The sequence below is a fragment of the Thermomonas sp. XSG genome (assembly GCF_014678725.1).
Taxonomy (GTDB): Bacteria; Pseudomonadota; Gammaproteobacteria; order Xanthomonadales; family Xanthomonadaceae; genus Thermomonas.
This window is the reverse complement of sequence record NZ_CP061497.1, coordinates 2,249,587-2,275,690: the sequence shown is the minus strand read 5'-3', so window position 1 is coordinate 2,275,690 and position 26,104 is coordinate 2,249,587. Positions and strand designations below refer to the sequence as shown.

27 protein-coding genes, 2 tRNA genes and 1 other RNA gene are annotated in these 26,104 nt (G+C 70.5%); 12 read left to right on the top strand and 18 right to left on the bottom strand.

Annotated features, from left to right (window positions below):
* Positions 1-45: 45 nt before the first annotated feature.
* From acpP to ICG51_RS10740, 6 genes are all read right to left on the bottom strand, one after another.
* A complete protein-coding gene (acpP, locus tag ICG51_RS10765; RefSeq protein WP_190280356.1) occupies positions 46-285 on the bottom strand; it encodes an acyl carrier protein in 240 nt (79 codons plus the stop codon).
* An 89-nt stretch (positions 286-374) separates the two neighbouring features.
* Positions 375-1,121: a 3-oxoacyl-ACP reductase FabG gene (fabG, locus tag ICG51_RS10760; protein WP_190280355.1), complete on the bottom strand. Its 747-nt coding sequence runs from the start codon at positions 1,119-1,121 to the stop codon at positions 375-377.
* Entirely contained in the window at positions 1,118-2,062 is a 945-nt protein-coding gene (gene fabD, locus ICG51_RS10755; RefSeq protein ID WP_190282449.1) for an ACP S-malonyltransferase, read from the bottom strand. Before fabD ends, fabG begins: the two co-directional genes overlap by 4 nt.
* A 170-nt stretch (positions 2,063-2,232) precedes the next feature.
* Entirely contained in the window at positions 2,233-3,222 is a 990-nt protein-coding gene (locus ICG51_RS10750) for a beta-ketoacyl-ACP synthase III (RefSeq protein WP_190280354.1), read from the bottom strand.
* A gap of 177 nt (positions 3,223-3,399) precedes the next feature.
* On the bottom strand, positions 3,400-3,594 hold the full coding sequence (gene rpmF, locus ICG51_RS10745; RefSeq protein WP_028838440.1) for a 50S ribosomal protein L32: 195 nt from the start codon (positions 3,592-3,594) through the stop codon (positions 3,400-3,402).
* Between the two features lie 51 nt (positions 3,595-3,645).
* Complete coding sequence (locus ICG51_RS10740; RefSeq protein WP_190280353.1) at positions 3,646-4,164, bottom strand: YceD family protein; 519 nt, start codon at positions 4,162-4,164, stop codon at positions 3,646-3,648.
* Between the two features lie 113 nt (positions 4,165-4,277).
* Here ICG51_RS10740 and ICG51_RS10735 point away from each other — a divergent pair, with 113 nt between their 5' ends.
* Both ICG51_RS10735 and ICG51_RS10730 read left to right on the top strand, forming a co-directional pair.
* The gene (locus ICG51_RS10735) at positions 4,278-4,643 is read left to right on the top strand and encodes a hypothetical protein (protein WP_190280352.1); all 366 of its coding nucleotides are present in this window, start codon (positions 4,278-4,280) and stop codon (positions 4,641-4,643) included.
* Between the two features lie 3 nt (positions 4,644-4,646).
* Positions 4,647-5,225, top strand: coding sequence for a Maf family nucleotide pyrophosphatase (locus ICG51_RS10730; protein WP_190280351.1), 579 nt, complete (start codon positions 4,647-4,649; stop codon positions 5,223-5,225).
* Between the two features lie 10 nt (positions 5,226-5,235).
* Here ICG51_RS10730 and ICG51_RS10725 read toward each other — a convergent pair whose 3' ends face one another.
* Together ICG51_RS10725 and ICG51_RS10720 are read right to left on the bottom strand one after the other, a co-directional pair.
* The gene (locus ICG51_RS10725) at positions 5,236-6,531 is read right to left on the bottom strand and encodes a hypothetical protein (RefSeq protein ID WP_190280350.1); all 1,296 of its coding nucleotides are present in this window, start codon (positions 6,529-6,531) and stop codon (positions 5,236-5,238) included.
* A gap of 8 nt (positions 6,532-6,539) precedes the next feature.
* Positions 6,540-8,381 (bottom strand): glycosyltransferase family 39 protein, encoded by a 1,842-nt coding sequence (locus ICG51_RS10720; protein ID WP_190280349.1) that lies wholly within the window; start codon positions 8,379-8,381, stop codon positions 6,540-6,542.
* Between the two features lie 55 nt (positions 8,382-8,436).
* Between ICG51_RS10720 and ICG51_RS10715 the strand changes: the two genes are divergently transcribed.
* The 3 genes from ICG51_RS10715 to ICG51_RS10705 are packed head-to-tail and all read left to right on the top strand — an operon-like array spanning position 8,437 to position 12,305.
* On the top strand, positions 8,437-9,387 hold the full coding sequence (locus tag ICG51_RS10715) for an AAA family ATPase (RefSeq protein ID WP_190280348.1): 951 nt from the start codon (positions 8,437-8,439) through the stop codon (positions 9,385-9,387).
* 25 nt (positions 9,388-9,412) lie between these two features.
* Positions 9,413-10,360, top strand: coding sequence for a DUF58 domain-containing protein (locus ICG51_RS10710; protein ID WP_190282448.1), 948 nt, complete (start codon positions 9,413-9,415; stop codon positions 10,358-10,360).
* The gene (locus ICG51_RS10705) at positions 10,353-12,305 is read left to right on the top strand and encodes a DUF3488 and transglutaminase-like domain-containing protein (protein WP_190280347.1); all 1,953 of its coding nucleotides are present in this window, start codon (positions 10,353-10,355) and stop codon (positions 12,303-12,305) included. Before ICG51_RS10710 ends, ICG51_RS10705 begins: the two co-directional genes overlap by 8 nt.
* A 12-nt stretch (positions 12,306-12,317) precedes the next feature.
* Here the strand turns inward: ICG51_RS10705 and ICG51_RS10700 are convergent, their stop codons facing one another.
* The 5 genes from ICG51_RS10700 to dnaX form a co-directional block, all read right to left on the bottom strand.
* On the bottom strand, positions 12,318-15,200 hold the full coding sequence (locus ICG51_RS10700; RefSeq protein ID WP_190280346.1) for an EAL domain-containing protein: 2,883 nt from the start codon (positions 15,198-15,200) through the stop codon (positions 12,318-12,320).
* 88 nt (positions 15,201-15,288) lie between these two features.
* A complete protein-coding gene (locus ICG51_RS10695; RefSeq protein WP_190280345.1) occupies positions 15,289-15,642 on the bottom strand; it encodes a histidine triad nucleotide-binding protein in 354 nt (117 codons plus the stop codon).
* A gap of 85 nt (positions 15,643-15,727) precedes the next feature.
* A complete protein-coding gene (gene recR, locus ICG51_RS10690) occupies positions 15,728-16,324 on the bottom strand; it encodes a recombination mediator RecR (RefSeq protein ID WP_190280344.1) in 597 nt (198 codons plus the stop codon).
* 127 nt (positions 16,325-16,451) lie between these two features.
* Positions 16,452-16,772 (bottom strand): YbaB/EbfC family nucleoid-associated protein, encoded by a 321-nt coding sequence (locus ICG51_RS10685; protein ID WP_190280343.1) that lies wholly within the window; start codon positions 16,770-16,772, stop codon positions 16,452-16,454.
* A 32-nt stretch (positions 16,773-16,804) separates the two neighbouring features.
* A complete protein-coding gene (gene dnaX, locus ICG51_RS10680; protein ID WP_190280342.1) occupies positions 16,805-18,550 on the bottom strand; it encodes a DNA polymerase III subunit gamma/tau in 1,746 nt (581 codons plus the stop codon).
* A 93-nt stretch (positions 18,551-18,643) separates the two neighbouring features.
* Between dnaX and ICG51_RS10675 the strand changes: the two genes are divergently transcribed.
* A tRNA-Ser gene (locus ICG51_RS10675) sits at positions 18,644-18,736 on the top strand.
* Positions 18,737-18,779: 43 nt separating this feature from the next.
* Positions 18,780-18,870, top strand: an RNA gene (gene ffs, locus ICG51_RS10670) — signal recognition particle sRNA small type.
* Positions 18,871-19,008: 138 nt separating this feature from the next.
* Here ffs and ICG51_RS10665 read toward each other — a convergent pair.
* Positions 19,009-19,752 carry a 3-deoxy-D-manno-octulosonic acid kinase gene (locus ICG51_RS10665; protein WP_190280341.1) on the bottom strand — a complete coding sequence of 248 codons (744 nt, stop codon included), beginning with the start codon at positions 19,750-19,752 and terminating at the stop codon, positions 19,009-19,011.
* Positions 19,753-19,791: 39 nt separating this feature from the next.
* On the opposite strand from ICG51_RS10665, the gene ICG51_RS10660 reads away from it, so the two are divergent.
* Positions 19,792-20,826 (top strand): glycosyltransferase family 9 protein, encoded by a 1,035-nt coding sequence (locus ICG51_RS10660; protein WP_223809587.1) that lies wholly within the window; start codon positions 19,792-19,794, stop codon positions 20,824-20,826.
* A gap of 4 nt (positions 20,827-20,830) precedes the next feature.
* Here the strand turns inward: ICG51_RS10660 and ICG51_RS10655 are convergent, their stop codons facing one another.
* Positions 20,831-21,238: a DUF6165 family protein gene (locus ICG51_RS10655; RefSeq protein WP_190280339.1), complete on the bottom strand. Its 408-nt coding sequence runs from the start codon at positions 21,236-21,238 to the stop codon at positions 20,831-20,833.
* Positions 21,239-21,320: 82 nt separating this feature from the next.
* On the opposite strand from ICG51_RS10655, the gene ICG51_RS10650 reads away from it, so the two are divergent.
* Together ICG51_RS10650 and ICG51_RS10645 are read left to right on the top strand one after the other, a co-directional pair.
* A tRNA-Ser gene (locus tag ICG51_RS10650) sits at positions 21,321-21,411 on the top strand.
* 273 nt (positions 21,412-21,684) lie between these two features.
* A complete protein-coding gene (locus ICG51_RS10645) occupies positions 21,685-22,389 on the top strand; it encodes a protein phosphatase 2C domain-containing protein (RefSeq protein ID WP_190280338.1) in 705 nt (234 codons plus the stop codon).
* A gap of 51 nt (positions 22,390-22,440) precedes the next feature.
* On the opposite strand, the gene dnaQ is transcribed toward ICG51_RS10645, so the two are convergent.
* Genes dnaQ through ICG51_RS10630 form a run of 3 tightly spaced genes read right to left on the bottom strand, consistent with a single transcriptional unit; the run spans position 22,441 to position 24,289 of the window.
* On the bottom strand, positions 22,441-23,169 hold the full coding sequence (gene dnaQ, locus ICG51_RS10640; protein WP_190280337.1) for a DNA polymerase III subunit epsilon: 729 nt from the start codon (positions 23,167-23,169) through the stop codon (positions 22,441-22,443).
* A complete protein-coding gene (rnhA, locus tag ICG51_RS10635) occupies positions 23,169-23,627 on the bottom strand; it encodes a ribonuclease HI (RefSeq protein WP_190280336.1) in 459 nt (152 codons plus the stop codon). Before rnhA ends, dnaQ begins: the two co-directional genes overlap by 1 nt.
* The gene (locus ICG51_RS10630) at positions 23,624-24,289 is read right to left on the bottom strand and encodes a hypothetical protein (RefSeq protein WP_190280335.1); all 666 of its coding nucleotides are present in this window, start codon (positions 24,287-24,289) and stop codon (positions 23,624-23,626) included. Before ICG51_RS10630 ends, rnhA begins: the two co-directional genes overlap by 4 nt.
* A gap of 46 nt (positions 24,290-24,335) precedes the next feature.
* Here ICG51_RS10630 and gloB point away from each other — a divergent pair, with 46 nt between their 5' ends.
* Both gloB and ICG51_RS10620 read left to right on the top strand, forming a co-directional pair.
* Positions 24,336-25,100 carry a hydroxyacylglutathione hydrolase gene (gloB, locus tag ICG51_RS10625; RefSeq protein WP_190282447.1) on the top strand — a complete coding sequence of 255 codons (765 nt, stop codon included), beginning with the start codon at positions 24,336-24,338 and terminating at the stop codon, positions 25,098-25,100.
* A 98-nt stretch (positions 25,101-25,198) separates the two neighbouring features.
* Complete coding sequence (locus ICG51_RS10620; protein ID WP_190280334.1) at positions 25,199-25,987, top strand: enoyl-ACP reductase; 789 nt, start codon at positions 25,199-25,201, stop codon at positions 25,985-25,987.
* Positions 25,988-26,104: the final 117 nt, after the last annotated feature.

Here is a 26,104-nt window from a genome sequence, read left to right as displayed (position 1 = left end):
GGGCCGCATGCGCGGCCCCCGGGGTACAGCTGGCGGACGCCGGGCTTACGCCTTGACGTGGGCCTTGATGTAGTCGATCGCAGCCTGCACGGTGCTGATCTTTTCCGCGTCCTCGTCCGGGATCTCGCACTCGAACTCTTCCTCGAGCGCCATCACCAGCTCCACGGTGTCCAGCGAGTCAGCGCCCAGATCGTCGACGAACGACGCGCTGTTGGTGACTTCTTCTTCCTTGACGCCCAGTTGCTCGACGACGATCTTCTTGACGCGCTCTTCGATGTTGCTCATGTGGGTTGCTCCTCCCGGAAATCGGGTCGTTCAGTGGTGAAGTGTACGGTAAACCCGGGCGACAGGAAGTCAGGCCGCCCGGCTGGAAATCACGGCATGTACATGCCGCCGTTGACGTGCAGGGTCTCGCCGGTGATGTAGGCCGCCGACGGACCCGCGAGGAAAGCCACCGCGCGGGCGATGTCGGCCGGTTCGCCCAGGCGCCCAAGCGCGATCTGTCCCAGCATCGCCTCCTTCGCGGCCTCCGGCAGGTCGGCGGTCATGTCGGTGGCGATGAAGCCCGGCGCGACCACGTTCACGGTGATCCCGCGCGAGCCGATCTCCTTGGCCAGCGACTTGCTGAACGCGATGATCCCGGCCTTGGCCGCGGCGTAGTTGGCTTGGCCGGCGTTGCCGGTCACGCCGATCACCGAGGCGATGTTGACGATGCGGCCCTTGCGCGCCTTCATCATCCCGCGCAGCACCGCTTTCGACGCGCGGTACACGCTGGTCAGGTTGGTATCGAGGATGGCCTGCCAGTCCTCGTCCTTCATCCGCATCAGCAGGTTGTCGCGGGTGATGCCGGCGTTGTTGACCAGGATGGAGATTGCGCCGAACTCGGTGGACACGGCGTCCACCAGCGCCTCGATCGCGCCGGCCTCGTTGACGTCGAGCCGGCGGCCGTGGCCACCGCGCGCGGCCAGCCGTTCGCCGATCGCCTGCGCACCGGCATCGCTGGTGGCGGTGCCGATGACGGTCGCGCCCAGTGCCGCCAGCTCGTCGGCAATCGCCGCGCCGATCCCGCGCGATGCGCCGGTGACCAGCGCAACCTCGCCCTTCAGCAACAACTCGCTCATGAATTCCATTCCTCGATGGCGCCGGCGAATTCGGCCGGAGTACCCAACGCGCGGGCGTCGAGCGATTTGTCGATGCGCTTGACCAGACCGGTCAGCACCTTGCCCGGGCCGCACTCGGCGATCCGGGTGACCCCGCGCGCGGCCAGCGCCTGCACGCAGCCGGTCCACTGCACCGGCAGGTAGAGCTGGCGCACCAGCGCCTCGCGGATCGCGTCGACGCTGTCGTGCGCACGGGCATCCACGTTCTGCACCACCGGCAACGCCGGCAGCTTCCATTCCATCCCGGCCATGGTCTGCGCCAGCCGGTTGGCGGCCTCGCGCATCATCGGGGTATGCGACGGCACGCTGACCGCCAGCTTCACCGCCTTGCGTACGCCTTTCTCCTGCAGCAGCGCCAGCGCGCGGTCCACCGCCGCGGCGTCGCCACCGATCACGATCTGACCCGGCGAGTTGTAGTTGGCGGGCACCACCACCTGCGCGCCCGAAGCCTCCGCGCAGACGGCTTCGACCAGCGCATCCTCCGCACCCAGCACGGCCGCCATGGCACCGGTACCGGCAGGCGCGGCGTCCTGCATCAACTGGCCGCGGATGCGCACCAGATGCGCCCCGTCCTGCAGCGACAATGCGCCCGCGGCGACCAGCGCGGTGTATTCGCCCAGGCTGTGGCCGGCCAGCACCGACGGCATCGTGCCGCCCTGCTCGCTCCACAGCCGCCACACCGCCACGCCCGCGGCCAGCAGCGCCGGCTGGGTGTATTCGGTGCGGTTCAGCATTTCCTCGGGGCCGCCCTGCGACAGCGCCCACAGGTCCACGCCGGCGCCTTCGGAGGCCTCCTGGAACGTGGCCTTCAAGACAGGGTGCAGTTCGGCCAGCTCGGCCAGCATGCCGACCGCCTGCGAGCCCTGGCCGGGAAACACCAGGGCGACCGGATTGGATTGGATGGCTTCGCTCACGCTATGCAAACCGTGCAGAGGGGGCGCAGGACGGAGCCCTGCGATGGGGCGGGCATGATACGAGCAATTGCTCTAGCCTGTCTGTACCGCGGCGTATGCTCGCAGACGCCCGCCGGCGATGAGGGCGGGGGAGGAAGCGCCGCCCCGCCCGGCCGGGTTCAATAGCGCAGCAGTGCCGAGCCCCAGGTGAAACCGCCGCCGAACGCTTCCAGCAGCACCAGCTGGCCACGCTGCACCCGGCCCGAGCGCACCGCCTCGTCCAGCGCCAGCGGCACCGAGCCGGAGGAGGTGTTGCCGTGCCTGTCCACGGTCACGATCACCCGGTCCATCGGCATGGCCAGGCGCTTGGCGGTGGCTTCGATGATGCGCAGGTTGGCCTGGTGCGGCACCAGCCAGTCCAGCGCGGTGCGGTCCAGCCCGTTCGATTCCAGCGCTTCCTCGACCACCGAGTCCAGCGCCTTCACCGCGTGCTTGAACACCTCGTTGCCGGCCATCATCACCCGCACGCCGGCGTTCTGCTCTTCCGGCTTGAAGCCCGCCGAAACGCCCACCGGGTTCCACAGCAGTTCCGCCTTGCTGCCATCGGCATGCATGTGGGTGCTGAGGATGCCGGTGTCGGTATCGGCCTTGAGTACCACCGCGCCGGCACCGTCGCCGAACAGCACGCAGGTGCCGCGGTCGTTCCAGTCCAGCATGCGGGTCAGGGTTTCCGCGCCGATCACCAGCGCGGTCTTGGCCGCGCCCGAGCGGATGAACTTGTCGGCGATGGTCAGCCCGTAGATGAAGCCGGAGCAGGCCGCGTTGACGTCGAATGCCGGGCAGCCGGCGACGCCCAGCTTGTGCTGGATCAGGCAGGCGGTGGACGGGAAGATCAGGTCCGGGGTGGTGGTGCCGACCACGATCAGGTCGATGTCCGCCGCGGCGACACCGGCGGCCTCCAGCGCGCGCAACGCGGCCTGGTAGCCAAGGTCGCTGGTGGTCTGGCCTTCCGCCGCCACGTGGCGCTCGCGGATGCCGGTGCGTGCGGCGATCCACTCGTCGCTGGTGTCCACCATCTTCGCCAGGTCGTCGTTGGTCAGCACCTTCTCGGGCAGGTAGCTGCCGGTGCCGGCGATGCGGGCGTAGATGCGGCTTTCGGTCTGGCTCATGCGGACGGCAACTCCCCTGATCAAGCGGACAAGATTAGCCGATGCGGGGCGCGGGCGCGGCCGAGGCCACCGCCGGGGCCGCCGCCACCGGGATTGCAGGCGCAGAAACGCCAACGGCCGCGCCATGGGGCGCGGCCGGGCGTGGTGCTTCGTGACGCCGGCCTTGCGGCCGACGGATCACTCCTCGTCAGCCACCTTGGTCTTCGGCACGATGACCTGCTTGCCACGGTAGTAGCCGTCGGCGGTCACGTGGTGGCGCAGGTGGGTCTCGCCGCTGGTCGGATCGGTGGCCAGCTGCTTGGCGGACAGGGCGTCGTGGGCGCGACGCATGCCGCGGCGGGACGGGGAAACGCGGGACTTCTGGACGGCCATGGGACAACTCCAAGAAAAACGTATGTGACGCGCGATGCGGCGATTATCGCACTATTCCTTCTTCCACCCGGACAACGCCGCGAACGGGTTGGCCTGGGCGGCCTCCTCCGAAGTCGGCGCGAAATCGCGCTCGACTTCCTCGGCATCGGGCGACACCGGCACGACCGGCAACGCCAGAATCAATTCGTCCTCGACCAGCTCGGCCGGCCGCAGCATGCCGTCGGCGGGCACCAGCAGCGGTTCGTACTCCGGCGGCAGGGCCGCTTCGTCGGCCTCGTCGCGGATCAACCCCAGCCGCTGCACCATCTGCATCGGCTGCAGGAACCGCTGCAGGCCGCGCTGGCATTCCAGCGGCAGCTCCGCATCGATCCGCAGCTCGACGTAGGGCACCTTCAGGCTGTCGGTATCGAAGGCCAACAGGTAGCGAACCTCGCCTTCGGCATCGACCAGGCTGCCGCGCAGCCGGGTCATCGCCGCCAGCGGGATCCTGCCCTCGAACTCGCGCCGCGCCGCCACCATGCGCCAAGCATCCAAGACTTCGGGCACCCGGCTTGTCGGCTGTTCGGACATAAGCCGCAAAATGCTACGCGGCGCTCATGCCCGTGTCAAATCCACCAAAGGCGCGCCGCGCCAGGAATCCTCGCCCGTTTGCGGGCCCGGGCGGGCTCGCGCAGACTGCGCGGATGGGAATCCTCCTGCCATTGCTCCTCCTCGCGCTCGCTGGCGCCGCCGCCTTGCTGACGCTGCGGATACGCCGCGGCAGCCGCCGTAGACAGCAGGCGATCTCCCAGCTGCTCGACGCCGCGGATGCGCTGGAATCCCGCCTGCGCGCGGCGCGCGCCGAGATCGAGGCGGTCGCCGGCAGCGACGAGAACCCGGTGCGCGCGGCCATGCAGGAGCTGCTGCGGCAGCGGCTGTGGCTGCAGGACAACGCCGAGCGCGCCAGCCTGGAGCAGCTGCACGGCGTGCGCGATGCGCTGGACGCCGCCCGCGCCAGCATCGAGCGGCAGCTGCAGCGGGTGGATCGCGCCCGCGCCGGAGCGGTCTGACCGATGCCCCGCCTGACCCTCGCCTCGACCTCGCGCTACCGTCGCGAACTGCTGGAACGGCTGCGCCTGCCGTTCGACGTCGCGCGCCCGGAGGTGGACGAAACCGCCCTGCCCGGCGAATCGCCGCTGGCGCTGGCCACGCGTCTTGCCGAAGCCAAGGCGCAGGCGGTGGCGCAGGCGCTGGGCGATGACGGCTGGGTACTGGGCTCGGATCAGGTTGCCGATCTCGGCGGCAAGGCGCTGGGCAAGCCGGGCGGCCGTGACGCCGCCATCGCCCAGCTGCGGGCGATGTCCGGCGACGTGGTGCATTTCCATACCGCGCTGTGCCTTGCCCATGCCGACGGCCGCGCGCTTGCCGCCATCGACCTCACCGAAGTGCGTTTCCGCGCGTTGACCGACGCCGAGATCGAGCGCTACGTGGATGCCGAACAGCCGTTCGACTGCGCCGGCAGCTTCAAGTCGGAAGGACTGGGCATCACCCTGTTCGAGTCCATCGACAACCGCGACCCGACCGCGCTGATCGGACTGCCATTGATCGCCACCTGCGCGCTGCTGCGGCAGGCGGGTTTTACCCTGCCCTGAGCGCGCGCCGTCACTCGCCGGCGGCATGGTCGAACGGCGCGAAGCCCCAGCGGCGGAGCAGCACCAGACGCTGCCGTGCGGCATCGGCGCGGTCGCCATATGCCTGCGTCAGCAGGGTGTCGTCCAACGCCGGCCAGCCAGTGCGGATCTGCGTGGCATACGCAACTGCGCGCTGGTGCGTAGTCGAGGCCTTCTTCGCCAGATGCGCGCCGTTCACCGCCGCGAACAGCAGCGTGAGCAGCAACAGGGGCCGCTGCCGGCGCCACGCCCTGCCGGCATCGCCCCAGGCCAGCACCATCAGCCCCAGCCACCCGATCCAGAACAGCAGCGCGAAACTGGCGTACCGGGTCACGAATGCGTGGTCCGTGCCGAAGCTGCCGGCGCGCCCCAGCGCGGTGAGCAGGGCGCAGCCCAGCGCGAACGCCATCAGCGCCAGCCATGGCCGCGCCTGCGCCTGCCGGTAGCAGCGCCCGGCGGCGGGGATCGCCAGCAGCAGGGCCAACAGCGTCCACCACGGCGCCACGTCCTCGGCGAACCGCAGCACCCCGCCGCCAAGGTAATTGAGCGCGTACAGCGCCAGCACGCCGGCGCCGGGCAGCGTCACCGACTGTCCGCGCGCCGCCAGCAACCATGCCACCAGGCCGCCGCCGGCCAGCAGCCATGGCAGTGCAAAAGCGATGCGCCGCGACCACGGCCACTCGCCGCGCAGCGCCACCAGCGTCAGCGCCACAGGGAACACCGCCAAGGTGGTGGAAAACCCCAGCACGCCGACGATCGCCAGCACCACGCCAGCAAGGTTCAGCACCAGCGTGGGGCGTTCCAGCGTCAGCCAGTGGATCGGCGCCACCGCCCCCAGCAGGCTGATGAATACCGCCACCTGCCAGCCCCACTGCAGGTTGGCGAGATGGCCGGGATGGGCGATCAGCAGCAGCATCGCCCACCACCAGCCGCGCGCCACCCGGCCGCCACGCCAGCCGTTGCCGACCAGCCGCCACAGCGTCCACGCCAGCAGCGCGTAAAACGCCCAGCCGGCCACGCAGTCCAGCCACGGCCGCCCACCCGACAGCCAGGTGGTGGCCAGCAGCACCGCATAGGCGGCGGAATGGAAATGGCTGCCGTCGTGGATGCGCCAGAACTGCGAGGCGGCAAGCGCACCGCGCTGCCATGCGTCGTAGATCGGCACCAGGTCGATGTGGTCCCACAGCATCAGCGGCAGATGCAATTGCAGGGTGGCAGCCAGCAGCAGGCACAGGGCCAGCGGCAGCGCGACCACGGGCAGCGGGGAAAGGCGGGAAGCGATGTGCATCGTCGGGCTCAACGCAGCTGGACAGGTTGTGTGGGGCCGTCCTCGACCGCACTGTCGCCGCCGGTCACGCGCAGGCCCAGCCAGTGCGTGCCGGCCGGCAGCGCACTGGCGTCCACCTCGGCGGCGAACTGCACCTGCGGCACGGCCGGATCACGCGAGCGGCCCTGCAGGAAATCATCGACTACCCACGGATTGGCCCCCACGCGGCGCGCGGTGGCCACCACCCGCCCATCCAGCAGTACTTCCACCCTGCGCACGCCGACCACGTCCTTGGCCGCCCACGCCGACACCTTGAACCGCCGCTCCACCCGCGCGCCGGCTGCAGGCGCATCGATATTGGCCAGCGCCGGCGTCACGCACGCCCCGTCGCCGCGCTGCGCCGGCAATGCGAACAGCAGGAAGCGCTGGCGGCCGTGGTCGATGTTCAGCACGCGTGGCGGCGGCAGCGGGCCGACCTGCCCGCACAGCTGCTGGAAATACGCCAGCTCCTCGCGGAACTTCACGTCGGTGGCGGCGACCACCAGCAGCATCGGCGCATCGCGGGCGCCGTCGTGCTGCAGCCCCCACAGCGCCAGCTGCGGCGCGCGGCCGTGGTGGTGGTTGAGCGGATGGTCGAGCACGGCGATGCGCGGATCGTCGAGCAGGAACCCGAGCTCCGCGCCGATCTTGAAATTGCCGGCCAGCAGCCGCGTCCCGGCCGGCATGGCGGCACGTTCGCCGCGCACCGCCTCCGCCAGCGCGCTCCAGCCTGCGAAATTGGCCGGATACAGGCGGTGCCCCGCGGTCTGTTCGCGCCACGCCGGCACCGAGGCCATGAGGAAGAAGCCCAGCACCAGCACCAGGCCGGCCGCCGCGGTGGCCAGGGTGGCGACGCGCCAGCCGCGCGGCCAGCCGGCCAGCGCCGCCGGCAGCAGCGGCAGCAGCGCGACGAAGCCGGGCAGCGGCCAGTGGAAGCTGACCCGTTCGCGGTCGGCGAAGAACCCCAGCAGCAGGAAGCCCAGCACGATGCCGCCGCCGCACAGCGCCAGGTAGCGCGCGGCGGGACGCGGCTCGCGCATGCCGCGCCAGGCGGCCAACGCCATCGCCGCCAGCAGCAGCGGCGTGGCCGGCAACAGCTGCAGCAGGCCCAGCAGCAGGCCGTCGCCGCCGAAATGCCAGGGATGCCTGTCCACCAGCTGGAAGCGCAGGCCGGCATCGGCGTTGCGCAGGTTCCACAGCAGCAGCGGCAGCCAGGCCAGCGCGCCGATCGCAACCGCCACCCACGGTGCGCGATGCCGCAACGCTTGGTGCCCGTCGCGCAGCATCAACAACCCGGCAAAACCCACCGCGATCACCGCGACGAAGCGGTAATGGGTCAACCCGCCCAGCAGCAGGCCCAGCGCAAGTTCGCCCGCCCCCAGGACATCGACCCGGCGCAACAGCCGCAATCCGGCGTCGAGGCAGAGCAGCGTGGCCAGCAGCATCGGCACGTCCGGCAGCGCCAGCAGGCCCAGGCTGCCGGCCAGCGGCAGCAGCAGGGCGAGCAGTCCGGCCTGCCAGCCGGTGTTCGCGCCGAATTCGCGCGCGGCCATCCGCACCACCAGCCACGGGAGCGCCGCGCCGATCAGCAGGAACGGCAGCCGCAGCCCCAGCGCATGCTGGCCGAACACTTCCACGCCCAGCCGCGCCAGCCACGCGGTCAGTGCCGGCAGGTCGGAATAGGCCCAGGCCGGATGCTGACCCTCCTGCCAGTAGAAGGCCTCGTCGACGAACAGCGGCAGCTGCACCGCCAGTGCCAGCTTGAGCGCGCACAGCAGCAGCCAGCCGGCGATGAACCCGCGCCGCGCCGTCGCGCTTACCGCATCCTGCATTTCCGGGCGTCCTCGCTACACTCGTTGCCACTTCCGAGAACCGATGCCCAACGACATGTCCGCGATCCCGGTACCGGCGCCGATGCTAACCGATGAGCTGCAGCAAGCCCTGCGCGAGGCGCAGGCGCAGGTGAACACCCTGGTGCTGGGCAAACCGGTGCAGGTGCGGCTGGCCTTCGTCGCCCTGCTGGCCGGCGGCCACCTGCTGATCGAGGACCTGCCCGGGCTCGGCAAGACCACCCTGGCCCACGCGCTGGCCGCGACGCTGGGGCTGGACTTCGCCCGCGTGCAGTTCACTTCCGACCTGCTGCCGTCCGACATCCTCGGCGTATCGGTGTACGAGGCGCAGGCGCGGCGCTTCGAGTTCCATCCCGGCCCGGTATTCACCCACGTGCTGCTGGCCGACGAGATCAACCGTGCGCCGCCTCGCACCCAGAGCGCGCTGCTGGAGGCGATGGCCGAACACCAGGTCAGCATCGACGGCCAGACCCGCGCCCTGCCCGATCCGTTCCTGGTGATCGCCACCCAGAACCCAGTCGATCTGTCCGGCACCTACCCGCTGCCGGATTCGCAGCTGGATCGCTTCCTGCTGCGGCTGGCGCTGGGCTATCCCGATGCGGCGGCGGAACGCGCGCTGCTGGCCGGCAGCGACCGCCGCGAACTGATCGCGAACATAGCGCCGGTGCTGGACGCGCCGCGCATCCTCGCGCTGCGCCGCGCGGTGCCGCAGGTGCATGCCGCCGAGCCGCTGCTGGATTACGTGCAGGCGCTGATCGCGCGCAGCCGCCAGCAGCCCGGCGTACGGGTGGGCCTGTCGCCGCGTGCGGGGCTGGCGCTGCTGCGCGCGGCGCGCGCGCATGCGCTGCTGCTGGGCCGCGGCCACGTGGTGCCCGAGGATGTGCAGGCGCTGTTCCCGGCGGTGGCCGAGCACCGGCTGGTGGCGGATGCCGACACCCCGGCCGCCAGCCTGGCCAAGGCGATCCTGCACGCGGTCGCGGTGGACTGAGGTGATCGCCGCGCTGCGCAGGCGCATGCAGGCGTGGATGCGCCCGCGCGCGCCGGAAACGCTGCCGGCGCAGCTCACGCGCCACCGCATCTACGTGCTGCCCACCGCCAGCGGGCTGTTCTTCGGCCTGCTGCTGGGCGCGATGCTGCTGGGCGCACTCAACTTCAACAACAACCCGGCGCTGCTGCTGGCCCTGCTGCTGGCCGGCGCCGCGCAGGCCAGCCTGATCGCCGCGCATATGCAGCTGTCCGGGCTGCGGGTGGAAGCGGTGGCGGCCGAACCGGTGGTGGCCGGCGAGGACCTGCACCTGCGCATCGCGCTGGGCGCCGCCGATGCACGGGTCCGCCGCGGCCTGCGGGTGGCGGTGGGCGAACACGCCACCCACGTCGCGCTGGATGCCAGCGGTGCTTCCGCCGAGCTGCGCCTGCCGACCACGCGCCGCGGCCTGCTGCCGCTGCCGCGGCTGGAGCTGTCCAGCGTCCAGCCACTGGGGCTGGCGCGGGCCTGGGGGTACGCCTGGCCGGCGCAGTCGCTGCTGGTCTACCCGGCGCCGGAAACCCAGGCGCCACCGCTGCCGGTTCCCGCCAACGGGCAGGACCATGCGCAGGCCGCACGCTCCGGCGACGACCCGCACCACCTGCGCGGCTATCGGCCGGGGGACCCGCCGCGCACGGTCGCGTGGAAGGCTTCCGCCCGCCACGACAGCCTGCTGGTCCGCGACTACGAACAGCAGCGCGGCGGCGAACTGCTGCTGGACTGGCAGCAGACCGCCGGGCTGCCTTACGAGCAGCGCATCCGCCGGCTGGCGCGCTGGGTCGACGATGCCGAGCGCGACGGCCGCCGCTACGGCCTGCAGCTGCCGGCGCAACCGCCCATCGCCAGCGACCGCGGGCCGCCACACCGGCACCGCTGCCTGCGCGCGCTGGCGCTGCTGCCGCAGGACACGCCGGCGTCGGAGCCTGCGCATGGCTGAGCACGCATCGCCGCCGATGACGGCACGCGCCCGCATGCAGGTGCTGCTGGCGGCCGCCGCCTGCCTGCTGCCGCTGCTGCTGCAACTGCCGGCCTGGCTGGGGCCGGCCTTCGGCGTCGGCGCGCTGGTGGTGGTCGCGGCCTCCTGGCGGCGGCCGATGCCGGCGCTGCTGCGTCTGCTGCTCAGCGCCTGCGCACTGCTGGCGGTGGCGGTGGTGGCACCGGGCATCGGCCGCGATACCGCCTGCGCGGTGCTGGCCGCGATGCTGGCGCTCAAGCCCAGCGAAACCTTCAGCCTGCGCGACGGCCGCAGTCTGGTCGGCTTCGGCCTGTTCGGGCCGTTCGCCACTTTCCTGCTCGACCAGGGTCCGGCCAGCTTGGCGCTGGCGCTGCTGGCGGTGCTGCTGGCGCTGTTGGCGCTGCAGCGGCTGGCGGCAGACGAAGGCGAGGTGGCGCAGCCCGCCGGGCGCGGAGCGGCGACCTTCGGCGTGCTGCGCCTGTTCGCGCTCGGGCTGCCGCTGGCGCTGGCGGCGTTCTGGCTGTTCCCGCGGCTGCCCTCGCCGCTGTGGGGGCTGCCGCACCGCAGCGTCGCCACGCCGGGCCTGTCCGACACGATGACACCCGGCAGCATGGGCGAACTGCTGCTGGACGACAGCCCGGCCGCACGCGTGCAGTTCTTCGGCGGCGCGCCCGCGCAGGAGCAGATGTACTGGCGCGGGCCGGTGCTGTGGGATTTCGATGGCCGCAGCTGGCGGCAGGCGCGCGACCTGCAGCGCCTTCCCGCAGCACCGATGCGGCCGGCCGGCGCAGGCTGGGATTACCGCATCGACCTCGAACCGACCGAGGACCGCCAGCTGGTCGCACTGGACCTGCCCACGCAGCTGCCCGACGGCGCCTACGCCAGCCGCGATTACACGCCCTGGGCCGAAACCGCGCAGTACAACGTGTCGCGCTGGCGCATGCGTTCGGCGCCGCCGGCCGCGTTCGAGGCCGAGCTGCCGCCGCCGCTGCGCGCGCGTGCGCTGACGCTGCCGCGAGGCTACAACCCGCGCACCGTTGCGCTAGGCCGCCAGTGGCGGCGCGACGCCGGCAGCGACGCCCGGGGCCGCAGCGATGCCGCCATCATCGGCCGCGCGCTGGCGATGATCCGCCGCGATTTCGCCTACACCCTCAACGTGCCGCTGGCCGGCCGCAACGAGGTCGACGACTTCCTGTTCGACCGCAGGGAGGGCTATTGCGAGCACTTCAGCTCGGCTTTCGTGGTGCTGATGCGCGCCGCCGGCATTCCCGCACGGGTGGTCACCGGCTATGCCGGCGCCTATCGCAACCCGATCGGCGATTACTGGCTGGTACGCAAATCGGACGCGCATGCGTGGACGGAAGTGTGGCTGCCGGTACGCGGCTGGGTGCGGGTGGACCCCACTGCCGCGGTGGCGCCCGAGCGCGTGTACGACACCATCGCCGACCGCCAGCCGGGCCGCATCGCCGGGCTCGACGCGCTGGTGCCGATGTTCAACGCCAGCGACTGGCTGCGCCGCGGCTGGAACGACTTCGTACTGGGCTTCAACGCGCAGCGCCAGCAAAGCCTGCTCAAGCCGCTGGGGCTGGACCGGCTGGGCGCGGGCGCACTGGTCGCGCTGTTCGCCGCCATCGCCGCGCTGGCGCTGGCATGGATGGCCTGGCTGATCGCCCGCGGCGAACGCCAACGCGACCCGCTGCTGCGCGCCTGGCATGCGCTGGAGGCACGCTATCGCAGGCTTGGCCGCGGCCGCGCGGCGCACGAACCGGCGCTGGCCTGGGCCATCCGGGTGGCGGCGGACAGCCCGCGCGCCGGCCAGCACCTGGCCACGCTGGCCACGCGCTTCAACCTGGCGCGCTATGCACCGGCAGGCAACCGCGCGGAACTGCAGGCGCTGCTGCGCGATCTGCGCGCCCATCGCCCCTGAAGCCGCCCGCAATCATCCCGCCAGCAGGGGACCGGGCAGCGCCTCGGCCGGCATCGGCCTGCCGAACAGGTAGCCCTGGAACTTGTGGCAGCCGTGCGCGCGCAGGAACTCGAACTGCGCCTCGGTTTCCACCCCCTCGGCCACCACCAGCAGCTCCAGCGGCGCGGACAGCGCCAGGATCATGCGGATGATCGCCACGTCCCCGACCACATCCGGCAGCCCCTGCACGAACGACTGGTCGATCTTGAACTGGTCCAGCGGCAGCCGCTTGAGGAAGTTCAGCGAGGAGTAACCGGTACCGAAGTCGTCGAGCGAGAAACGCACGCCCAGCTCCCGCAGCGCCTGCATCTTGGCGATGCTGTCATCCAGGTCCTCCTGCAGCAGGCTTTCGGTGATTTCCAGCCGCAGCCGCTGTGGCGGCGCACCGCTCCGCGCAAGCGCGGCCTCGACGCCACCGACGAACTCCGGCATGCGCAGCTGGCGGGCGCTGACGTTCACCGCGACCGTCCAGTCGGCGCGCACCGGATCCCCCGCCCAGGCCGCGAGCTGGGCGCAGGCGGTATCGAGCACCCAATGCCCGATCGGCACGATCAGCGGCGATTGCTCCGCCAGCGGCATGAACAGCCCCGGCGAAAGCAGCCCGCGCACCGGGTGCTGCCAGCGCAACAATCCCTCCACTCCGACAACGCGCCGGGAAGCGTCGATGATCGGCTGGTAGTAAAGCCGCAGCTGCCCCTCCTCCAGCGCCGCGCGCAGGTCGCGCAGCACCGCGGTGCGGTGGTTGACCTCCTCCTGCAGCGCCGGATCGAAGAAACGCAGCTCGTTGCGCCCCTCGTCCTTCGCCTTGTACAGCGCCAGGTCCGCGCGCTTGAGCAGCTCTTCCGCATCCAGCGGCAGGTCGCCCCGCAGCATCACGATGCCGAGGCTCGGCGTGCACACTACCGGCTGCCCGTCCAGCACGTAGACGGGCGCCAGCATCGAGCGGATCTTCTCGCCGAGGTCGGCGGCATGGGCGGTGGCATCCTCGAGGGTCGAGCCCAGGTCCTCCAGCAGCAACACGAATTCATCGCCGCCGAGCCTGGCCACGGTATCGCTGCCGCGCACAGCAGCGCGCAGGCGGTCTGCCACGAGCCGCAGCAGCGCGTCACCCTGCGCATGCCCCAAGGTGTCGTTGACCTCCTTGAAATGATCGAGGTCGATCAGCACCAGGGCCCCGTACTGCTGCTCGCGCCGGCAGTGTCCGATCACCTGCGCCAGCCGATCGTTCATCAGCCGACGGTTCGGCAGTCCGGTCAGCACGTCGTAGAAGGCGAGCTGCTGGGCTTCCTGCTCGGCCAGCTTGCGGCGGGTGATGTCGGCGCGGATGGCGATGTAGCGCACCGGCCGCCCGTCGGCGCCGAGCAGCGGCATGATCGTGGTCTGCACCCAGTACAGGCTGCCGTCCTTGGCGCGGTTGCAGAGCTCGCCGTTCCAGACTTCGCCGCGCGCGATCGTCGCCCACATCTCGGTGAAGAACGCCTTCGGGTGGAAGCCGGAATTGACGACCGCATGGGTCCTGCCCACCAGCTCTTCGCGCGCGTACTGCGAAATCTCGCAGAACTTGTTGTTGACCTGGACGATGACCCCGCGCCGGTCGGTGACCGCGACGATCGCGTGGGCGTCCAGCGCCGCCTTCAGCTCGCGCGTCTCGCGCATGGACTCCTGCAGCGCCTGCTGGGCACGCTCGCGCGCACTGGTGTCCTGGATGATCACCAGCACGTGCTGGACCTGGCCATCACCGGCGCGTTCCGGCGTCGCCATCAGATGCCTGTGCAGCTGGCCCTGGGTCGGCGAGGCGAACACGTAATCCACCTCCGCCGCCTGCCCCCGCAGGGCCGACTCCAGGGCCGGCATCACCACTGCCGCCACCCCGGACGGCAGAATCTCGCCGATGGGACGGCCGCGCATTTCCTCGAACGTCCCGCCCAGGCTGGTTTCGATCAACGGGCTCGCCAGCCGCAGGCGCAGCCCCAGGTCCAGCCGCATCACGATGATCGGCAGGTTGTCGACCAGCGTCCGGTATTGCTGTTCCTTCAGCTCCAGCTGCCGCTGCGCCGCATGCAGGTGCTGGTAGGGGCGCCGCATCGCGGAGAGGAAAATCGCGCGGAAGACGAAGATGTACGCGAACACCTTGTAGACATGGCCCAGCACCACCTGCCATTCGCCGGCACTGGCGTAGCCGGTGAAGGCCAGCTCGCCGATGCCCAGGACATAACTCGCCCTCGCCAGCTCGGCCATTTCGTCGTCACCGCGGTTGGAGGCCTTGCGCCACAGCCGCCAAGCCAGCAGCAGGAACCCCGCGCACAGGGCATAGTCGGACGCCGCCTTGAACGCGGTGACGCCAACGCCGGGCAGGAACAGCGGTGGGAACATCGCCAGATGGCGGCCGCCCAGCCATGCCACCAGCCCGCTGCCGGCGATCCCCAGCAGGAACCAGGGCCAGCGCCCGCCCGGCAGACGGACCCGGCACAATGCCAGCGTGAAGCCGAGAACTTCCGCGGCGCGACCGAACATCCAGAAAAAGGCCGCCTTCGACATGTCGTTCGGCGTCCCGAGGAACGGCGGCATGCCCGGATAGGACAGCGCGTGCGCAAGGTCGATACCGGCGACCAGGGTGAAGACCAGGATCAGGCTGTTGGCAAGCGGACTGCGTTCCTCCTCCAGCGAGAAGAACGCCACGATGACCACCATCATGGTCACCACCACCGCGGCCAGTTCAAGCAGCAGGTGGCTCGCCAGCAGATCGCCCGACCCGACACCGAACAGCTCGTAGCCCGGCAACAGGAGCGCCGCCACCATCAGCAGCGCCGCGCCGGCAAACAGAAAACCATCCGATGACCGGATCCGCAAACGCATGACAGGTTTTTCCATGACCCTGCCCGCTGCTCCTGGCCGCATCTGTTCCGGGGTTGACCCGGTGTTTACGACATTTCGCCGGGAAACTTTAGCCAATCGACGTGCCGAACCGCCCCAGCGGCGCCCCGGCCAGCAGGTGCAGGTGGATCTGGAACACGGTCTGGCCGGCATCGCCGTTGCAGTTCATCACGATCCGGTAGCCGTCCTCGGCGAAGCCCTGCTGCTTGGCGTAGCGCGCGGCCGCGGTCGCAAGCCGGCCGACCACCATCGCCGCGTCTTCCGGCACGTCATTGAGGGTGGCGAAGTCCTGCTTCGGCACGAACAGCACGTGCACCGGCGCCTGCGGCGCGATGTCGCGGAACGCGATCAGGTGCTCGTCCTCGAACACGATGTCGGCGGGGATCTCGCGGCGGATGATCTTGTGGAAGATGGTGTCTGACATCTCGGACTCCTGGCGGACGCCCGATTGTAGGAGCGCACCGCGCGAATGCGATTCGAATGATTGATCGCTCCGGGACGCCCCGGTGCTACGGGATTTCGCTGCGGCTGCCGAAAGCGTGCGACAGGGTGCCGCGGTCCACGTATTCCAGCTCGCCACCCAGCGGCACGCCGTGCGCCAGCCGGCTGGGCTGGACGCCGCGCGCACGCGCCAGCTGGGCCAGGTAGTGCGCGGTCGCCTCGCCTTCCACGGTGGGGTTGGTGGCGACGATCAGTTCACGCACCTCGCCCTGCTCCAGGCGCTGCGCGAGCTGGTCCAGGCCCAGCTCGCGCGGGCCGATCCCGTCCAGCGGGCTCAACCGCCCCTGCAGCACGAAATACAGGCCGCGGAAGCCGGTGGCCTGCTCGATCGCCAACCGGTCCGCAGGTGTTTCCACCACGCACAGCAGCTGCGCATCGCGCGCGCTGCTGGCACAGGTCGGGCAGACCTCGGTCTCGCTGAAGTCGCGGCAGCGGCTGCAGTGGCGGATCCGCTCCATCGCCTCGGCCAGCGCATCCGCCAGCCGCCGGCCGCCGTCGCGCTGCCGCTCCAGCAGGTGGTAGGCCATCCGCTGCGCGGATTTCTGGCCCACGCCCGGCAGCACGCGCAGCGCATCGATGAGTTGTTCGAGCAGGGAAACGGTCATGGATCCGTAATCTGGCTGTACCGACGGAGGTGCGCATGCAGCGCACACCGGGCAACGCGCAGGCGGGCGAAAACCGCGCGGTCCGCCCGCGCTGCGAATTCGGCGGGAAGCCCCCTCATTCGCCGGGTCAGAACGGCAGCTTGAAGCCCGGCGGCAGCTGCATGCCGGCGGTGGCGCCGGCCATTTTTTCCTGCGAGGCGGCGTTGATCTTGTTGACCGCATCGTTGAACGCGGCGGCGATCAGGTCCTCCGCCATCTCCGGGTCGGCCAGCGCGGCCGGGTCGATGCGCACCTTGCGGCAGTCCATGCGCCCGCCCAGGGTCACGCTGACCATGCCGCCGCCGGCACTGCCGGTGGCTTCCAGCGCTGCCACTTCTTCCTGGGCGCGCTGCATGTTTTCCTGCATCTTCTGCGCCTGCTGCATCAGCTGGGCGATGTTTCCACGCATGTCGTTCTTCCGTTTGTTGCAGTGTGGGATGTTCAGTTGGCGTCGAGCGGGCGCACCGAGTCCGGCACGATCTGCGCGCCGAACTGCTGGACCAGCCGCTGGATGCCGGGATCGGCGACAAAACCGCTTTCCGCGCCGGCCTGGCGCGCATCGCGCTCGCGCGCGTTGCGGGCGTTCGCGGTTTCACCGCGCGGCTGGCCGATCTCGAAGCGGACCTGCACCTCGCCGCCCAACTGCCGGCCGATGGCTTCGCACAGCTGCAGCACCAAGCTGGGCGATTTCAGGTGCTCCTGCTCCGGCGCCAGCGACAGCCGCAGCACGCCGTCGGCGTGCCCGACGAAGCCGGCGTTCTCCGCCAGCAGCTTGGCCGGACCACGCAGGCCGCAACCGGCGACGAGCTCCAGCCAGTGTTCGGAATCGGTCACCAGCAGGGCGCTGGTGGAGGCGGGCGCCGGGGGTACGACCGGCGCGGGCGCCGCCGCAGGGGCCACCGGCACGGCTGGCGCCTGCACGGGCGGCGGTGGCATCGGCGCGGATTGCGGCGGTGATTCGACTGCCGGCGCCTGACGGGCACCCATCGGCAGCGAATTGGCCAAGGCGGCACGCGCACGCGCAGCAGCGTCGCTGCGCGCCTGTCTGGAAGCGTCCGGGGCGGCGGCCTGTACCGGTTGCGCCCGTGCCGGCGCCAGCTGCGCGGCGGCATCGGGGCGGAACGCCAGCATCCGCAGCAAGGTCATCTCGAAGCCGCTGCGCGGGCTCGGCGCGTGGCCCAGGTCGCGACGGCCGTTCAGCGCCATCTGGTACCACAGCTGCACCAGCTCCGGCCGCAGCTGCGCGGCCAGCCCTTCGACGTCGATGGCATCGCTGCCGATATCGACCGCGGGCACCAGCTGCTTCACCTGGATGCGGTGCAGCGCCTGCGCGAAAGCATCGAGGATGCTAGTCCAGTCCGGCGAGAATTCCGCCAGCTGCGCGACCTCGTCCATCAGCCGCGCGCCGTCGCCATCCGCCAGCGCGGCCAGCAGCGCCTGCACGCGGCTGCGATCCACCGTGCCCAGCATCGCGGCCACCGCCGCGCCGTCCAGCCGGCCGCCGGTATAGGCGATGGCCTGGTCGAGCAGCGAGAGGCCGTCGCGCAGGCTGCCGTCGGCCGCGCGGGCCAGCTGCGCCACGGCGTCGTCGTCGGCCTCGATGCCCTCGGCGCCCAGGATCTTCACGATCTGGCCGCGGATCTGCGCCTCGTCCAGCCGCTTGAGGTTGAACTGCAGGCAGCGGCTCAGCACCGTGACCAGCAGCTTCTCCGGATCGGTGGTGGCGAACAGGAACTTGACGTGTCCCGGCGGCTCTTCCAGCGTCTTCAGCAGCGCGTTGAACGCCGGCTTCGACAGCATGTGCACTTCGTCGATCAGGTAGACCTTGTACTTGCCGCGGCTGGGCATGTACTGCGCGTTCTCGATCAGCTCGCGGACGTTGTCCACGCCGGTGTTCGACGCGGCGTCGATCTCCAGCAGGTCGATGTAGCGGCCGGCATCGATGGCCTTGCAGGTCTCGCACTCGCCGCAGGGATCGGCGCCGCTACCGCGCTCGCAGTTCAGGCTCTTGGCGAAAATGCGCGCGATGGTGGTCTTGCCGACCCCGCGGGTGCCGGTGAACAGGAACGCGTGGTGGACGCGGCCGGTTTCCAGCGCGTTGGTCAGCGCGCGCACCACGTGTTCCTGGCCGACCAGTTCGGCGAACCGCTTTGGGCGCCACTTGCGGGCGAGCACGAGATAGGACATGCCGTCATTGTGGCATGGGCCGCCGGCCGCCCGGCGCCCGCCCGCGCGGTTCTGTTGTGGAACCGCCGGGCCACCGCTAGAATGCGCGATCCCGGAGAGGTGTCCGAGTGGTTGAAGGAGCACGCCTGGAAAGTGTGTAAGCGTCTAAACCGCGCTTCGGGGGTTCGAATCCCCCTCTCTCCGCCAGGTTCCAGGGCCGCGCGCTGCGCGGCCCACGTCTATGGTGGCCCCGTCGGCCCCTCGCGACGCTAGGTCGAAAACCCCGCCAGGGCCGGAAGGCAGCAACGGTATCGACTGACGCGGGCGCCGAGGCCAGCCGGCGGGGCCACCGCCTTTTTCCGGCTTCGCCCATCAACCCGGCCTTGCTTCGCAAGCTGCGGACTCCCGGTGCCCGGATCCAGCCCCCGCTTCTGCCCGGCCTCCGGACGGAAGAGCCGTTCGGGCCCGCGGTCCTGCGTTCAGTAGCCGCGATCCCACGCCACCGTGTAGGCCGCGCGCAGACGGGCGAAATCGGCGTCCACGTCCTCCGTGCTGCGCATGCCGCGCAGCTTGCGCAGCGAGCGGTGCAGGCGCGCGAGGTTGGCTTCGCGCCAGGCGGTGGCGGGGATGCGCAGGCGCGACTGGTCAAGATCGATGAACCAGCCCCGTCCCTGCCCATCGAACAGGATGTTGTGGGCGTTCAGATCGGCATGGTCGAGCCCGGCACGGTGGAACTGCGCAACCAGCTGGCCCACCGCCTCCCAGGGCGCGATGCCCTCGGCCGCAAGCGCGGCCAGCGGGCGCACGTCCTGCAGCCGCTGCATCAGGATCGCTGCCCGGTAGTGCAGGCCATCGCGGTGGTACCAGGCGGCGAACGGCAGCGGCACCGGCAGCTTCCTCGCCCGCAGGGTGCGCAGCAGGCGGAACTCGGCGAAGCTGCGCACGCGCTGGATGCCGCGCCACAGATGGCGATCGCGACTGAAGCGCGCCACCAGGCCGCCGCGCAGGTAATGACGCAGCAGCGCATCGCCCTGGCCGAAATCGATGAACCACGCGCCGCCGCGGCCGCCCTCCGACACCTGCTGGGCGGCCATGCCCCAGTGGTCCGGATCGAACCAGGCCGGCTCGGGTTGCCGCACCTGCGTGCGGTCGAACAGAATCGCGCCGTAGCCGCGCGCGTCGCGGAACGGCGTCAGATGCTCGTTGGCGTCGAAACCCGTCATCCTTCCGAGTGTAACAACCGCGTGCAAAAAGCCCATGCCCTGCGTTCGATCTGCCTGCTGCGGCTGTCCGCGCTGGGCGACGTCACCCACGTGCTGCCGCTGGTGCACACCCTGCAAACCGGGCTGCCGGGCATCGAGCTGACCTGGATCATCGGTCGCGGCGAGCGCCTGCTACTGGACGGCCTGCCCGGGGTGCGCTTCGTGGAATACGACAAGAAGACCGGGCTGGCCGGCATGCGCGCGCTGCGCCGCGAACTGGGCCAGCGCTTCGATGCGCTGCTGCAGCTGCAGGTGTCGGCGCGCGCGAACCTGCTGTCGGCGTTCGTGCCGGCGCAACGACGGATCGGCTACGACCGCTCGCGCAGCAAGGAAGGCCACGGCCTCTTCATCAACGAACGCATCCCCGACCACGGAGACATCCATGTGCTGGACGCCATTGGCAGCTTCTGCGAGCCACTGGGACTGGTGCGCGAGGACGTGACCTGGAACCTGCCGGTGCCGGAGGACGCCCACGCCTGGGCGCGTGCGCAGTGGGACGACGACGGCCGCCGCACGCTGATGATCTCGCCCTGCTCCAGTCATGCCCTGCGCAACTGGCGTGCGGAGCGCTACGCCGCACTGGCCGACCACGCCGCGGCGCAGGGCTGGCGGATCGTGCTGTGCGGCGGGCGCAGCGCACTGGAGCGCAGCACCGGCGACGCCATCCTCGCCGCGATGGCCGCACGCGACGGCGTGCTCGACCTGATCGGCAAGGACACCCTCAAGCAGCTGCCCGCCCTGCTGGCCCGCGCCGACCTGCTGGTGACGCCGGACTCCGGCCCGATGCACATCGCCAACGCGATGGGCACCGCGGTGTTGGGCCTGCACGCCGCCACCAACCCGCACCGCAGCGGCCCGTATTCCGACCGGCGCTGGTGCGTGAACCGCTACGACGATGCCGCGCGCAAATACCGCGGCAGGCCGGCGGCGGACCTGAAATGGGGAACGAAGATCGAGGCCGAGGGCGTGATGGACCTGATCGGCGTGGCCGATGCCATCGGCGCCTTCGAGCGCTTCCGGACCAGCTTCTGCTGAGAGCTCAGGCGCCCTTGCCGCTGCCGTAGTCCTGGTAGGACTTTTCCTCGACGTAGGCCGAGCCCAGCGCCAGGTTGATGTCCTTCTTCACCCGCGCGCGGATGTCGTTCTGGAAATACACCGAGCGTGCCAGCTCGATGAACTCCTCGTCGAAGGCCTGCACCTTTTCCTTCAGGCGGATGTCGTCCTCGATCACCCACAGGCGCTCGTTGACCGCCTTCAGCTCGGCGCGCAGCTTGACGATGTCCTGGCCGGCGGCGGGGTGCGCCATCCAGGTTTTCTCGAGCGCGGACAGCTCGGCGCGGACGTTCGCCAGCTTGGCCGGGTCGGTCATGCGCTCGGACTTGATCTGCAGGATGGCGATCTTGTCCAGCAGCTCGCCGAACGACACGGGCACCAGGATTTCGGACATCGGGACGCAGCCTCCGGAGGGGCGGCCAGTGTACCGCCTTGCCGAGCGGCCACGCGCCCCGTATCATGCGTGGCCCACTTCCGGAGAGGTGGCAGAGCGGTTGAATGTACCTGACTCGAAATCAGGCGTAGGTTTATAGCCTACCGAGGGTTCGAATCCCTCCCTCTCCGCCAGACATGAAAGCGCCCCCGCCAGGGGGCGTTTTCATGTCTGCGGGGACGCGCCGGACAAGCGCCCCCGCAGGGCGAGGGCCATGGACGGCGCAAGTCCATCCCTCCCTCCGCGACAGACCCAAGCGCCGCCCACGCCGGACTTCCGGCACAGGCGGCCGGCCACCGTCTGCCCAACCATCGCCCAACGGCAACGCAAATCCGCATTGCCGTTCCGTCCGGTTCCTGCGCATGATTCCGTTATCTCCCATGACCACCCGGACGAATGCTGCGCGCATGATCGAATTCGGACATCTGACCCATGTCGGCCTGCGGCGCGAGCTGAACGAAGACACCTATTACGGCGACAGCGACCTGGGGCTGTGGCTGGTGGCCGACGGCATGGGCGGCCACGAATACGGCGAGGTCGCCAGCGCTCTGGCACGGGAGACCATCGTGCGCCAGGTGCGCGCGGGCAGCAGCCTGGCCGAGGCGATCCGCATCGCCGACGAGGAAATCATCCGCTGCTCGCGGCGCCGCGGCGACAGCCTGCCGATGGGCACCACCGTGGTCGCGGCCCGCGTCAACGGCAATCGCTTCGAGGTGGCCTGGGTCGGCGACAGCCGGGTCTACCTCTGGCGGGACAGCACCCTGACCCAGATCTCGCACGACCACAGCTACGTGCAGGAACTGATCGCCCAGGGCGCCATCAGCGCCGACCAGGCCCGCAGCCACCCGCATCGCAACGTGGTGACGCAGGCACTGGGCGTGACCGCGCCGGAGCAGCTCAACGTGGAAACACTGGCGGGCGAGCTGCGCCCGGGCATGCAGCTGCTGCTGTGCAGCGACGGCCTGACCGAAGAAGTCGACGACCGCCATATCGCGCAGGTGCTGGCACACCGCGAGTGCAGCGCGCAGGAATGCGTCGACGGCCTGGTCGCGGCGGCGCTGGACGGCGGCGGTTCGGACAACGTGACGGTGGTGCTGGTCCGCCGGCACTGAGCCACTCCTGCGCACCACGCAGCGGCAGGCGCTGCCCGCGCCCTGCCGGCTTTACGCCAGGCCCGCTTCGGGCTCCGCTTCCAGCACCAGCCATACGGCCTGCCCGGCCTTCTTGGCCAGACCGGCCAGTCGAGCGGCGTGGGCCTCGGCCTCCTCGGCGGAGACACGTACCCGCGGGCGCGGCGCTGCGGCCCCCGCGTCCACCTCGAAGATGACAGCGGCGGCAGCCTGCGGCGCCGCGTCGCTGTCGAAGCCGATCTCGCTCTGGCCCGAGGTCAGCGCCAGGTACACATCCATCAGGATCTGGGCGTCGAGCAGCGCGCCATGCAGCTGGCGCTGCGAGTTGTCCACGCCCAGCCGCTTGCACAGCGCATCCAGCGAGTTGCGCTGGCCCGGATAGCGCTGGCGCGCCATCAGCAGGGTGTCCTCCACCGTGCAGCGGTCCTGGATGCGCCCCAGCCCGTCCAGGCGCGCCAACTCGGCATTGAGGAAGCCGAGGTCAAAGGCGGCGTTGTGGATGATCAGCTCGGCGCCATCGATGAAGTCCAGGAACTCGCCGGCGATCTCGGCGAAGCGCGGCTTGTCGGCAAGGAACTCCAGGGTCAGCCCGGTGACTTCCTGCGCACCCGGCTCGAACTCGCGGTCCGGCCTCAGGTAGCGGTGGAAGGTGCGCCCGGTCGGCCGCCGCTCGACCAGTTCGACGCAGCCGATTTCAACAACCCGGTTGCCCTTCTGCCATTCCAGGCCGGTGGTTTCGGTATCGAGGATGACCTGCCGCATCAGCCCGTGTACTCCTTGTGCTTGAGCGCCTGCAAACGTGCCAGCTGATCGACCCGCTCATTCTCGGGATGCCCGGCGTGCCCCTTGACCCAGCGCCAGTCGACTGTGTGCCGGCCGGCGGCGGCATGCAGGCGTTCCCACAGGTCGCGGTTCTTGACCGCCTCGCCGCCGGAGGTTTTCCAGCCGCGCCGGATCCAGCCGGCCATCCACTCGGTGATGCCTTGGCGGACGTACTGCGAATCGGTGGTCAGCACCACGTTGCACGGCTCCTTCAGGGTCTCCAGCGCGGCGATCGCCGCCATCAGCTCCATCCGGTTGTTGGTGGTGGCCGGCTCGCCCCCCGACAGCTCGCGCTCGACGCCCCGCCAGCACAGCAGCGCGGCCCAGCCGCCCGGCCCGGGATTGCCCAGGCAGGCGCCGTCGGTATGGATATCCACGTGCTTGCGTGCAGGACTCACGCAGCCGCCCCTGCCTGCAGCGCCAGCGGGCGCGGCTTGCGCAGCGGCGTCATCGGCAGCCTGCGTTTTTCGGCGCGCAGCAGGAAAGCGGCGCGCAGGCCCACGCCGTCCTGCAGGCGCGCATCCACGGCAATGTCCCAGACCGGGCCGATCCCTTGGGTCAACGAGTCCGGCGCCAGCCCGGCCGCGCGCAGGCGCTTGCGCCAGGTCACCGGCTCGCGCGCATGCAGCCCCTGCCCCCGCCAGCGCAGGCGATAGGGCGAGAGCGGATTCAGCGCCAGCAACCACAGCCAGCCACCCGGCAGCAGCACCCGCGCGCATTCGGCCAGCAGCGCCGCCTGGTCGCAGCCGGATGCGTCGCCATGCTGGACGATGACCACCGCGCAGGAATCGCTGGCCAGCGGCAGCGGCAGGCCGCAGCGCAGGTCGCCATGGAAGGCGGTGCCCCCCATGTGCAGGCGCACGGGCAGCGGACTCTCGCTGCCATCGGGCAGCGACGCGGCCTCAGGTCCCAGCCACAGCGCAGCCTGCCCCGGCCGCTGGCGCAGCGCAGCGGCCACGCAGTCGACTTCGCTGTCCAGCAGCATTTGCCCCATCGCCCCTGCGAACCAGGCGGCAGCAGCGGCGGGATCGGGTTGTGGGCGGAACGAGGACAGCGGCATGATCGGGATTCTGCGGGAAAGCCCGCACCACGTCACGGCTGGACAAATGCACCTGCTGTCGCTCCCGGCATTCGATGACAACTACATCTGGCTGCTCCGCGACGCCGCCGGCCGCGCGCTGGTGGTCGATCCGGGCGATGCGGCCCCGGTGCTGGCCGCACTGGGCGACGGCCCGCCGCCGCACGCGATCCTGCTGACCCACCACCACGGCGACCATGTCGGCGGGGTGCCTGCGCTGCTGGCGCGGTGGCCGTGCACGCCGGTGTTCGCGCCCGCCGACGAGCGCATCGGCACCGCCAGCCAGCGGGTGGCGGATGACGAGGAAGTGGCCGTCGGGCCGTGGCGCTTCCGCGTGCTGGCCGTCCCCGGCCACACCCGCACCCACGTGTCCTACTACGGCGAAGGCCTGCTGTTCTGCGGCGACACGCTGTTCAGCCTGGGCTGCGGGCGGATGTTCGAGGGCACGGCTGCGCAGATGCACGCCTCGCTGGCGCGCCTGGCCGCGCTGCCGGGCGATACCCGGGTCTGCTGTGCGCATGAATACACACTGGCCAATGCGGCGTTCGCACTGGCCGTGGATCCCGACAATCCGCCGCTGCGGGCGCGGGCGGACGAAATCCGCCGCCTGCGCGCGACGGGCCAGCCCACCCTGCCGACACGGCTAGGGGAAGAGCGCGCCTGCAATCCGTTCCTGCGCTGCGCCGAACCGGCCGTGCACGCGGCGGCGCAGCGCCACGCCGGCCGGCCGCTGGCCAGCGGCACCGAAGTGTTCGGGGTGTTGCGCGCGTGGAAGGACGGCTTCCGCACCTGAGCCAACCATACGGGCGCGCACACTGGCCGCAACCCCGCGCGCAGGGCACACTAGAGCATTCGCTCGACGCGCCCCACGCGCACATTCAAGGAGACACCATGGGATTCCTGCAGGGCAAGCGCGCGCTGGTCACCGGCATCGCCAGCCAGCGTTCGATCGCCACCGGCATCGCCGACGCCTTTCACCGCGAAGGCGCCGAACTGGCGCTGACCTACCAGAACGAAAAGCTCAAGTCGCGCGTCGAGGACGCCGCCGCCGGGTACGGCAGCAACATCGTGCTGCCGCTGGACGTGGCCGACGACGCCCAGATCGACAACTGCTTTTCCGAGCTGGGCAAGCACTGGAGCGACGGCTTCGACATCCTCGTCCACTGCATCGCCTTCGCCCCGCGCGAGGCGATCGAGGGCGACTTCCTCGACGGCATCAACCGCGAGCGCTACCACATCGCCCACGACATCAGCGCCTACTCGCTGGCCGCACTGGGCAAGGCCGCGCGCCCACTGATGAAGGGCCGCAACGGCAGCATCCTCACCCTGTCCTATCTCGGCGCGGAGCGCGCGCTGGCGAACTACAACACGATGGGCGTGGCCAAGGCCTCGCTGGAGGCCACCGTGCGCTACATGGCGATGGCACTGGGCCCCGAGGGCACCCGCGTCAACGCGATCTCGGCCGGCCCGATCCGCACGCTGGCCGCGTCGGGCGTCGCCAATTTCCGCAAGATGCTGAGCAGCTTCGAAGCCGCCGCGCCGCTGCGCCGTGCGGTCACCATCGAAGACGTGGGCAACACCGCCGCGTTCCTGTGCTCCGACCTGGCCAACGGCATCACCGGCGAGATCACCTACGTCGACGCCGGCTACAACATCATGGGCATGAGCGGGATCGACTGATCGCGCGCCCTCTCCCCGCGGTACGGGGAGAGCTGGGCTGGCGGGTGCGGCATCGACGTTGCCCATCCGCTCCGCCAAACGAAAACGCCCGGCAGTGCCGGGCGTTTTGCGTTCTGG